The sequence below is a fragment of the Microbacterium xerophyticum genome (genome assembly GCF_053543555.1).
In genome coordinates this window covers 1-9239 of the sequence record NZ_JBLVOB010000003.1, presented here as the reverse complement: position 1 = coordinate 9239, position 9239 = coordinate 1, and the positions used below count along the sequence as shown (strand labels likewise).

The following is a 9239-nucleotide window of genomic DNA, read 5'->3' as shown; positions in this document are numbered from 1 at the left end:
AAGGCGCCCCGCCCCTTCGCTCCTCCCCCGGGGATGCGGACTCGTCAGCCCGCGGTCGCGTTGTCGTATGCGCGCATAGCCGCCTGCTGCGCATCGGCCAGTGCCTCTTCAGGGGTCTTGTCACCGAGGAGCGCGGCTGTGACGGCGTTGTTCAGCTCGTTCTGGATCTCCTGACCGGCCGGTGAGGAACCGAAAGACTGGCCATAGTCGACCACGTCGTAGAACGTGGAGATGACCTGGTCGAACCCGGCGTTGCCCGTCTCGACCACGAACTGCTCGCGGATCGCCTGGTCTGAAGCCGGTGATCCGGTGAACAGGCCTGTGTTGAGTCCGCCCTCCGTCTCCAGAGTCTGCGCACGCGCCTCACCCGCAGCCATCCACGCATCATCGGACGTGAGATTGATCATCCAGGCGCACGCCGCAGCCGGATTCTCGGCTCCCACCGGGATCACGAAAGAGGTGCCGGACGCGACCGAGAAAGGCTCGCCGTCCGCGTCTCTGAACGGAACCGCCTCGATGTCGATCTGATCCGCGTACGGTCCGAGCACGTTCGGATACCACTGTGCGTTCACCTGAGCACCCACCTGACCGGCGACGTACTGGTTGTTGTCGCCGAACGTGTCGAACGAGTCGGTGAAGCTCTTGACCGCGGCGAATCCGCCTTGGGCATCGGTGATCTGCTTGAGTATCTCGATGCCCGCGATGTTGCTCGGGTCATCCAACGTGGGCGCGCCGTCCTCATCGTTGAGTTGGCCGCCCATACCGAGGATCCAAAGACCTGACTGGCCCGTCGCGACAGGGTCGAAACCGAGACGGGACGGCACTCCGCCGGACTCCTGATACATCTTTCCGATCGCCTCGAGCAGGACCTCGGGCTGTGAAGTGTCGATCTGGTCGGGTGTGACCCCCGCCTCTGCGAGCACCTTCTTGTTCACGATGATCGCCGGCGGCTGGTAGAACTGCGGTACAGCCCAGATCGCGTCGTCGTAGGTGACATCGTCGACGACGAACGGGTACCAGTGATCGCGCGGCGAGACGTCCTGCGCCTTGAAGCACTCTTCGAGCGGCATGATGAGCCCCTGGGCGGCATAGGTCGTGACATACCGCCGATCCATCTGCACGACGTCAGGCACATCGCCGCTGGCGATCCGCGTTGTGAACTTCTGCGCGTCGAACGCCGTCGCGTCGAGATCAACCTCGACATCGCTCAGCTGCTCGGCGGCATGATCCATCCGCGATGTGCCGACGTCGTCTGCGTTCTCGAACCCCCATGCTTTCAGTGTGCCGGTGGGCTCGGAGCTGAAGTCGACGTCACCGGCGACCTCGCCGGCACCACCGCCACTGCAGCCAGCGAGAACGACAGCGGACGCCGCAGCGATCGCGGCGATTCCCAGAATGCGCTTGCGCATCATCTTCCCTTTCGATTGGGGCGGCTCCATCGCCTCCACCGGATCTGTCAATGTGGGATCCTTCCCATGCCATGTGACCGAACCGGGCGGCCGAGCGACGGCGCTGCCGCGTGTTTACTGGTTTGTGATCTTCTGCGGGTTGCTCATCCCTTGCGTCCCTGCGTGGCGACACCTTCGATGAAGTACCGCTGGCCGAATGCGAACAGGATGAGCATGGGGATGGTGACGATGAGCGAGGCCACCATCACGTACTGGTAGTCGCCATGGCCACCGGCCGTGGGACTGTATTTCGTCATCGCATAGGCGATGCCGAGCGGGGCGGTGAAGTCGTCGACCGAGCCGGCGTTCAGATAGATCAGCGCCGACTGCAGGTTGTTCCAGCTCGCCTGGAACTCGAACAGGAAGACGATGATGAACGACGGCACCGACAGCGGCATGGCGATGCGCCAGAACAGCGACCAGTAGCTGGCGCCGTCAAGTCGGGCAGCCTCGAACAGCTCTTTCGGGAGGCCGAGGAAGAACTGGCGCTGAAGGAAGATGTAGAACGCGGAACCGAACAGGTTCATGCCCCACAGCGGTACCCACGTGCCGAGGAAGCCGGTCTCCTTCCAGATCAGGTAGATCGGGATCATGGTGACCGCACCGGGCAGCATCATCGTCGCCAGTACGAGCCCGAACAACATGCTGCGACCTGGGAACTTGAAGTATGCGAAGCCGAACGCGACGATCGAGCTCGAGACGGCGACCGCTGTGGCCGCGAGCAGCGCGATCGCGATGCTGTTCCACATCCAGCTCATCAACGGCAGCTGATTCCAGACCTCGACGTAGTTCTCGGGCATGAAGGTCTTCGGGATCAGCGCGTTGTCGAAGACTTCGCCGCGCGGTTTGAGGCTGGCCGCGAGGAGCCATACGAACGGGTACAGGAACAGCAGCCCGAAGAAGATCGAAAGGATCGCGAGAATGATTCGGGCGGCGAGGCTCTTCGGCTGTGCCAGCGACCGACGCCAGCGCGATCGCTTCGGCACCGTGACGTTGACCGTCTCGAGCTCGCGGGCCGGCCTCATCGGACGCGGCGTCTGCTGCAGTGGCGCCGACATCAGCGGTCTCCCTCGTAATAGACGAATCGGTTTCCGAACTTCACCTGTATGACGGTGATGATCATGATGATCACGAACAGCAGCCATGCCATTGCCGCAGCGAATCCGAAGTTGAACTGGCGGAAGGCCTGCTGGAACAGATAGATCGCATAGAACAGCGATGCCTCGGGCGAGGAGTTGCTCTGATCTCGCCAGAACAGGATGTAGGCCTGGTCGAATATCTGGAAGGCCGCGATCGACAGCACGATGACGTTGAAGAACATCGCGCCGGAGATCATCGGCAGCGTGATCGAGAAGAACTTGCGGATGGCGCCTGCCCCGTCCAGCGAGGCCACCTCGTACAGCTCGACGGGTACGTTCTTGAGTGCTGCGAGGAAGATGACCATCGTGCCGGCCACAGTCCACATGGTCATGATGACGATGCTGGGCTTGACCCAATCAGGATCCACCAGCCACTGCGGCCCCTGGATACCGAAGAACCGCAGGAACTCGTTGATCGCGCCGGAGTTCCCGTTGAGGAGGAGGAAGAACACCGAGGCCGTCGCCACTGCAGGCGTCATCTTTGGCAGGTAATACAGCGTCCGGAAGAATCCGGCGCCACGGGCCAGCCTGCTCAGCAGCATCGCCAGAGCCAAGGCGAAGATGATCTCCAGCGGCACGGCCATCACGACGTAGAAGAGGGTGTTCGCGAGCGATACCGCGACGCGCGGATCCTCGAAGAGCTGCGCGTAGTTGTCGACACCGATCGGGCGCGCGGTGTTCGTCGCGAGGTTGTAGCTGCTGAACGAGATGTACAGGCTGTAAATCATCGCGCCGGCCGTGAAGATCAGAAATCCGACGAGCCACGGCAGGATGAACAGGTACCCGGCAATCGCTTCGCGCTTGTTGTAACTGACCTTGGAACCCGGCATCCGGAACACGCCACGACGGCGCCGTTTCGTGCCGTCGGCGTTCTTCCCGAGGATCAGATTCTGAGTCTCGGTCTCAGACCTGAGGCTCATCTCCACCCCTCCGATCCGAGGGGGTTCACGCGATTCGTGTCTGTCATGACGCTTCTCCCGTCGAAATGTGGCATCGTTACCACATGGCAGTGACTATACGGTGCGGACTCACGTCCGCGCAACCGGCTCTCGCGGCAGGTCAGGAGCGACTCCTGCGCCTGCCCCGCGCGGTAGTCCGCGGCGGAAACCGACAACATGCCGTCATGCTAGGCATCCCCCGCCCGCCCGCAACGGGGGTTGCGCCCGGTCGCGGGACTGTGCTTCGACAGGGCGGCCCGCGGTGATCGACGCTGACGTCGTCGTTTACGGTGCGACGGCCGCCGGCGTCTGCGCAGCGGTCTCCGCGGCCCGCCACGGAGCACGCGTCGCCGTGGTCGAGCCGGGGCGCCACATCGGCGGCATGACCAGTGGCGGTCTCGGTTACACCGACGTCGGCGACCTGCGAGCCCTCGGCGGCATGGCGAGCGAGTTCAGAGCTGCTATGGCCGAGCACTACGGCGTGCCCATCGGGCATTTCGCCGGGCCGGAACCGCACGTCGCCGAGGCGATCTTTCATCGCTGGCTCGACGATTCGCGCGTCAGCGTCGTACTGGACGCCGCCGTGCGCATGGTCGAGATGCGTGATCGGCGCATCGTCTCCGCAGCGTTCTCGGACGGCTCCGTCATCACGGGCGACGTGTTCGTCGATGCCGGTTACGAAGGCGATCTGCTGGCGGCGGCCGGCGTCTCGTATGCCGTGGGACGTGAGGACCGGACTCTTCACGGCGAACTGTTCGCCGGTCGTCGGGAGATCGCACCCGGCCGGCATTCGGCGCCGCCCTGGATCTCACCCTTCCGTGACGACGAGAGCGGGCGGGTGGCGGGCGCACTTCTCCCCCAGATCAAGCCGGAACCTCTAGTCGAAGTCGGCAGCGGCGACGGCGGGATCATGTCGTTCGGGTACCGCGTCTGCTTGTCTCGCGCCGCCGACCGCATCCCGTTCCGGCGCCGCGAGGGCTACGACGACGCGCATTGGGAGCTGGGACGGCGCATCTTCGCCGACGCAGAGAGGCGCCGCGACGTGCATCCCGCCGGTCGGTACATCGGCCTCGAGCCGAACCTGCCCGGCGACAAGGCGGACGGCAACTCCCTCGGTCCGTTCTCACTCAGCGTGCTCGACGGATCGGCGTGGGAGTACCCGGACGCCGACGCAGCGCGACGCGAGGCGATCCGGCTCCACCACCTGCACCACACCGAGGACCTGCTGTGGTTCCTCTCGAATGATCCGGCGGTCCCCGCCGGCGTACGCCGTGGCATGCAGGAGTGGGGCCTACCGGCGGACGAGTTCGTCGACACCGGGCACCTTCCGCATCAGCTGTACGTGCGAGAGGCGCGGCGGATGGTCTCGGACACCATCCTCACCGAGCATGGGCTGCGAGCGGGCGCTGTCCCGGACGACGTCATCGCCCTCGGTTCGTATCATCTCGACATCCGCGAGGTGCAGCGCGCATGGCGCTGGGTGTACGAGCATCCCGATCCGATCGCGATGGTGGTCACCGAGGGCTACCTGTCGGTCCCCGTCCCGATCTACGGAGTCGGTTACCGCTCGCTCACCCCGCGGCGGGAGGAGTGCGAGAACCTCATCGTCGCGGTCTGCGTGTCGGCTTCGCATGTCGCGTTCTCGTCACTGCGGATGGAACCGCAGTATCAGATGCTCGGTCAGGCGGCCGGGTTGGCGGCGGCATCCGCCGCGCGTGCGGGGAAGCGCGTACAGGACATCGACACCTCCGCACTGCAGCAGCGCCTGCGCGATGCCGGTGCGGTGCTGAAGGTATGAGCGGCGTGGGTGTGACACGCGTCCTGGGACTGGACATCGGCAGCACGACGACCAAGGCTGCGCTCGTCGAGGTGACCGATGACGTGTCGGTCGTGCGCATGGCACGCAGACCCACCCCGTCGGATGCGGATACGCTCATCGCCGCCGCGGCAGATGTCCTGCGGGAGTGCGCGACCACAGCATCCGGCCCGATCGCGGCGATCGGCATCGCCGCGATGGCCGAGAGCGGTGCGGCTCTGGATGCCGGCGGGTCGGCGTTGACACCGCTGCTCCGCTGGGACCGCGGTGTCGATCGTTCCCACCTCGACGCGCTGCTGTCCCAGCATCCCGGGCTGCCGGCCTCCACCGGCGTCCCGGCGACGACCAAGCCGGCCGCTGTCACTCTTCTCGCCCTTCGAGCCGAGCGCCCCGACGTGTTCGGCGCCATGCGGCACTGGTCAGGAGTCGCCGACATCGTCGCGTTCGCCCTCACCGGCCAGCGCGCGACCGATCACACTCTCGCGGCACGCACCATGCTCGCCGGCCTCGGCGGAGAGTCATGGGACTCGCAGGTCATCGAAAGCCTGGGCGCGCGCATGTCTCTGATGCCCGAGTTGCGTGCTCCGGGAGAACCCGTCGGCACGACATCCGCAGCAGCAGAACGGTTCGGGCTGACCCCCGGCATCCCCGTGCACATCGCCGGGCATGACCACGCCGTCGGAGCATGGGCCGCCGGCGCACGTCAGGCGGGCGACGCGGCGGATTCGCTGGGGACGGCGGAGGCGATCGTGCGAGTGACGGATGCCGTCGACATCGCACGGGCGGTCGAGGCCGGCTTCTCGGTCGGCAGGACCGTCGACGCCGCAGCCGTGACGATCCTGGGCGGCAGCCCGGCATGCGGCGCAATGCTGGCCTGGTGGGATGCCGCGCACCCCGAAGACCGGATGCTCTCGCAGCTGCGCGCGATCGCGACCGACGAGTGGGCCGGCGGCGCTGCGATCGTGCTGCCTTACCCGTCCGGCCGCCAGTGCCCCGCACCCGATCCCGATGCCCGTGTACAGGTGCTCGGTCATACCGACGGCTCGGCGGACCGCGCCCGTAGCCTGCTGCAGTCGCTCGTCGCGCACTCGAGGTGGATGCGCGAGACGGCAGACGAGCTCGCCGGCTCGCCGACGACGGCGCTCGCGGTTGTCGGATCGCTCACGGAGAGGATCCCGGCCTGGGCTCCACTCATCGCCGCCACACGGGTGCCGACATCGGTGTGCGCCGACGACGAGCCTGTGGCCGCCGGGGCTGCGCTGCTCGCGGCGGTGCGCGCGGGCGAGGCGCCGAGCGATGCACCGGTCCTCGCGTGCACGAAGGTCACGCCGCTGAGGGCGGCAGGTTTCGAAGACACGTACCGACGGTTCCTCACGGCCGTCACGACAGAAGGAGAATCATGACAACACTCGACGCCATCGCCCGGCCCTCCGGCGGTTTCGCCATGGTCGCCATGGACCAGAGGGAGAGCCTGCGGCACATGTTCGATCTCGCCGGGCGCGGACGCCCGGAGGACGAGGTGATCATCGACTTCAAGGTCGCCGTCGCGGAGGAGCTCGGCCCCTTCGCCTCCGGTTTCCTCGCGGACCGGCAGTTCGGGTTCGATCGGGTCAGCGCGGCTCTTCCCGGATCGACGGGGTTGATCCTCGCCGTCGACGCGCTCGACCAGGTCGAGGGCGGGCCTGTCGAGGACACCGCGCTCGACGAGGTTGCGCTCGAAGAGCTCCCCGCGGGCGTGGACGCGATCAAACTGCTGCTCATTTGGCGACGCGACGAGAAACGCGAGGCACGGGTGGATCTCGCGTCGCGCTTCATCGCCGAGGCCCGCGCACTCGGAGTGCTCTCGGTGCTGGAGCCGGTCGTGCGCGCGGCACCGGGCGAGACGGATTTCGAGGCGGATGCCGCGATCCGCGAGGCTGCGCGAGAGCTCTCGGCGCTCCATCCGGACCTCTACAAGTCGCAGGTTCCGATGGCAGGCACAGGCACCGAGGCGGAGCAGCGCACCGCCAGCGCTGCTCTGAACGAATGCATGGCAACGCCCTGGGTCGTGCTGTCGCAGGGCGTCGAGCGGGAGCGATTCGCGGATGCCGTACGCGCCGCCTGCCAGGAGGGCGCGAGTGGATTCCTCGCCGGACGGGCCCTGTGGAGCGATGTCGTCGGCCACGATGACGTGCAGTCGGAGCTGCGTGCACGGTCAGTCGACCGGCTCAGGGCCCTCGCCGGTGTAGTCGACGAGCATGCGCGGTCGTGGCGTGATTGGAGCAGGGCATGATCCGCATCGGAGTGCTGCACACGGTGCCCGCGCTCGTGCCGGTCTTCAACGACCTGCTGCTCGCCCGGCGCCACGACCTCGATATCGTGCATGTCACGGATGCCTCGTTGCTGTCGCGCGCGGTCGCTCACGGGATCACCGAGGATGTGCACGCGACGCTGCGCGATCACCTGACCGCGCTGCGCAGGGCGGGCGCCGAGGCTGTACTCGTGACCTGTTCGTCGATCGGCGAAGCCGCCGTCGACGCCGCTCATGCGGTCGAGGTGCGACTCATGCGGGTCGATGCAGCGATGGCCGCGGAGGCCGTTGATCGGGCCACGACCGGTGACGGTCGGATACTCGTGCTCGCGACCTTGGCGGCAACGCTCGGGCCGACGACGCGCATCGTCGAGGCTGCCGCTGTAGATGCGTCGGGAGGCGTATCGGTCGAGTCACGCGTGGTGGAGGGCGCGGCGGCTGCGCGCAGCGGCGGCGACCTCGAGACGCACGACGCCCTGATCGCCGCAGCCGTCGCCGAAGCCGCGGATGCGGACGCGATCGTGCTTGCGCAGGCTTCGATGGCATCCGGTGCGGGCAGTGATCATCGGGTGCTCACCTCGCCGGAGTCGGGCGCGGCTGCGTTCGTCTCGGCCTTGCGCCGCTGACTGCCCACGCATGCTCGACATTGGCGGAGGTCTCTCTTAGTCTCGCCCTATGCCAGAGCGCTTCGCCACTGTCGACGATTTCCTCGCTTCGCTGCAGCCGCAACGGCGTGCCGAGGTCGACTCGATGCGTGCCCTCGTGCAAGACGCCGAGCCGGAGCTGACCGAGATCGTCAAGTGGAACTCACCCGACTACACGCTCGACGGCGTCGATCATCTGACGATCAACGCGGCAGGCAGAGGCCCCGTGCGGCTCATCCTGCATTTCGGCACCGAGCGGTCAGAAGACAAGGCCACCGCGCCGACGTTCGGGGGCGATCCCGATGGCCTGCTGACATGGCATTCGGATATTCGCGCCAGTCTCGCACTGCCGAACGATGCCGACCTCGCCGGTGCACGCGACCCGATCATCTCGGTCATCCGGGCCTGGCTGGCCGAGGAGTAGACGCGCTGCCCGCTGTCTCGTCACGCGTCGTCTAGATGAGTGAATCCGATTGTGTTCAGTGGTCGCGGGTGATGACTGAGGGCCGTCGGTCGCAACGATCAGAATGGTGCTTTGGATGGCATGCGGTCGGCGACGTCGTCGAAGGTGACGTAGGTGGCGACGCCCGGTGGGCGATCGACGTAGATCCTGCCGGTGGGGCTGGTCCATTCCAGCACGCCACCGCCGAGTTGTCGGACTTTCCAGGGCGTCTGATGCTTCGTCACGTGATGTCGGCGGCAGAAATCGGCCAGATTGGCGACGGTCGTCGCACCACCGTGCGCGTGATCGATCGTGTGATCGTCGTCGCACAGCCTTGCCACCAGTCGGCATCCGGGGAACCTGCAGCGCCGATCTCTGGCTCGCAGATACCGACGCATCTCGGACGAGGGGCGATACCTGTCGACTCCGAGCACCATCCCCGACGCCGGATGCGTGAAGACTCGATCGAAACCGGGAGCGTTGCCGACCAGGATCCGCGCGGTCGCAGGATCGACCGGGCCG

9 protein-coding genes are annotated in these 9239 nt (G+C 66.5%); 5 read left to right on the top strand and 4 right to left on the bottom strand.

Annotation, left to right across the window (positions count from 1 at the left end; translation table 11 throughout):
- Positions 1-44: 44 nt before the first annotated feature.
- The 3 genes from ACNPNP_RS01060 to ACNPNP_RS01050 all read right to left on the bottom strand — a co-directional run bounded on the left by ACNPNP_RS01060 (position 45) and on the right by ACNPNP_RS01050 (position 3417).
- Entirely contained in the window at positions 45-1409 is a 1365-nt protein-coding gene (locus tag ACNPNP_RS01060) for an extracellular solute-binding protein (RefSeq protein ID WP_448964222.1), read from the bottom strand.
- A 143-nt stretch (positions 1410-1552) separates the two neighbouring features.
- Positions 1553-2506: a carbohydrate ABC transporter permease gene (locus ACNPNP_RS01055; RefSeq protein ID WP_448964221.1), complete on the bottom strand. Its 954-nt coding sequence runs from the start codon at positions 2504-2506 to the stop codon at positions 1553-1555.
- Positions 2506-3417 carry a carbohydrate ABC transporter permease gene (locus tag ACNPNP_RS01050; protein ID WP_448964497.1) on the bottom strand — a complete coding sequence of 304 codons (912 nt, stop codon included), beginning with the start codon at positions 3415-3417 and terminating at the stop codon, positions 2506-2508. Before ACNPNP_RS01050 ends, ACNPNP_RS01055 begins: the two co-directional genes overlap by 1 nt.
- Positions 3418-3787: 370 nt before the next feature.
- Between ACNPNP_RS01050 and ACNPNP_RS01045 the strand changes: the two genes are divergently transcribed.
- The 5 genes from ACNPNP_RS01045 to ACNPNP_RS01025 are packed head-to-tail and all read left to right on the top strand — an operon-like array spanning position 3788 to position 8699.
- Positions 3788-5323, top strand: coding sequence for an FAD-dependent oxidoreductase (locus ACNPNP_RS01045; RefSeq protein ID WP_448964220.1), 1536 nt, complete (start codon positions 3788-3790; stop codon positions 5321-5323).
- A gap of 11 nt (positions 5324-5334) precedes the next feature.
- Positions 5335-6744 carry an FGGY family carbohydrate kinase gene (locus tag ACNPNP_RS01040; RefSeq protein WP_448964219.1) on the top strand — a complete coding sequence of 470 codons (1410 nt, stop codon included), beginning with the start codon at positions 5335-5337 and terminating at the stop codon, positions 6742-6744.
- A complete protein-coding gene (locus tag ACNPNP_RS01035) occupies positions 6741-7613 on the top strand; it encodes a hypothetical protein (protein WP_448964218.1) in 873 nt (290 codons plus the stop codon). Before ACNPNP_RS01040 ends, ACNPNP_RS01035 begins: the two co-directional genes overlap by 4 nt.
- Positions 7610-8257, top strand: coding sequence for an aspartate/glutamate racemase family protein (locus tag ACNPNP_RS01030; protein WP_448964217.1), 648 nt, complete (start codon positions 7610-7612; stop codon positions 8255-8257). Before ACNPNP_RS01035 ends, ACNPNP_RS01030 begins: the two co-directional genes overlap by 4 nt.
- A gap of 49 nt (positions 8258-8306) precedes the next feature.
- Complete coding sequence (locus tag ACNPNP_RS01025; protein WP_448964216.1) at positions 8307-8699, top strand: DUF1801 domain-containing protein; 393 nt, start codon at positions 8307-8309, stop codon at positions 8697-8699.
- Positions 8700-8797: 98 nt separating this feature from the next.
- Here ACNPNP_RS01025 and ACNPNP_RS01020 read toward each other — a convergent pair.
- A partial coding sequence (locus tag ACNPNP_RS01020; RefSeq protein WP_448964215.1) for an HNH endonuclease signature motif containing protein occupies positions 8798-9239 on the bottom strand: 442 nt, incomplete at its 5' end.

What these genes read in the sequence shown, in the direction of transcription:
- ACNPNP_RS01060 (WP_448964222.1), bottom strand. Translation starts at nt 1,409, where the DNA reads ATGCGCAAGCGCATTCTGGGAATCGCCGCGATCGCTGCGGCGTCCGCT.
- ACNPNP_RS01025 (WP_448964216.1), top strand. Translation starts at nt 8,307, where the DNA reads ATGCCAGAGCGCTTCGCCACTGTCGACGATTTCCTCGCTTCGCTGCAG.
- ACNPNP_RS01050 (WP_448964497.1), bottom strand. Translation starts at nt 3,417, where the DNA reads ATGCCGGGTTCCAAGGTCAGTTACAACAAGCGCGAAGCGATTGCCGGG.
- ACNPNP_RS01055 (WP_448964221.1), bottom strand. Translation starts at nt 2,506, where the DNA reads ATGTCGGCGCCACTGCAGCAGACGCCGCGTCCGATGAGGCCGGCCCGC.
- ACNPNP_RS01035 (WP_448964218.1), top strand. Translation starts at nt 6,741, where the DNA reads ATGACAACACTCGACGCCATCGCCCGGCCCTCCGGCGGTTTCGCCATG.
- ACNPNP_RS01030 (WP_448964217.1), top strand. Translation starts at nt 7,610, where the DNA reads ATGATCCGCATCGGAGTGCTGCACACGGTGCCCGCGCTCGTGCCGGTC.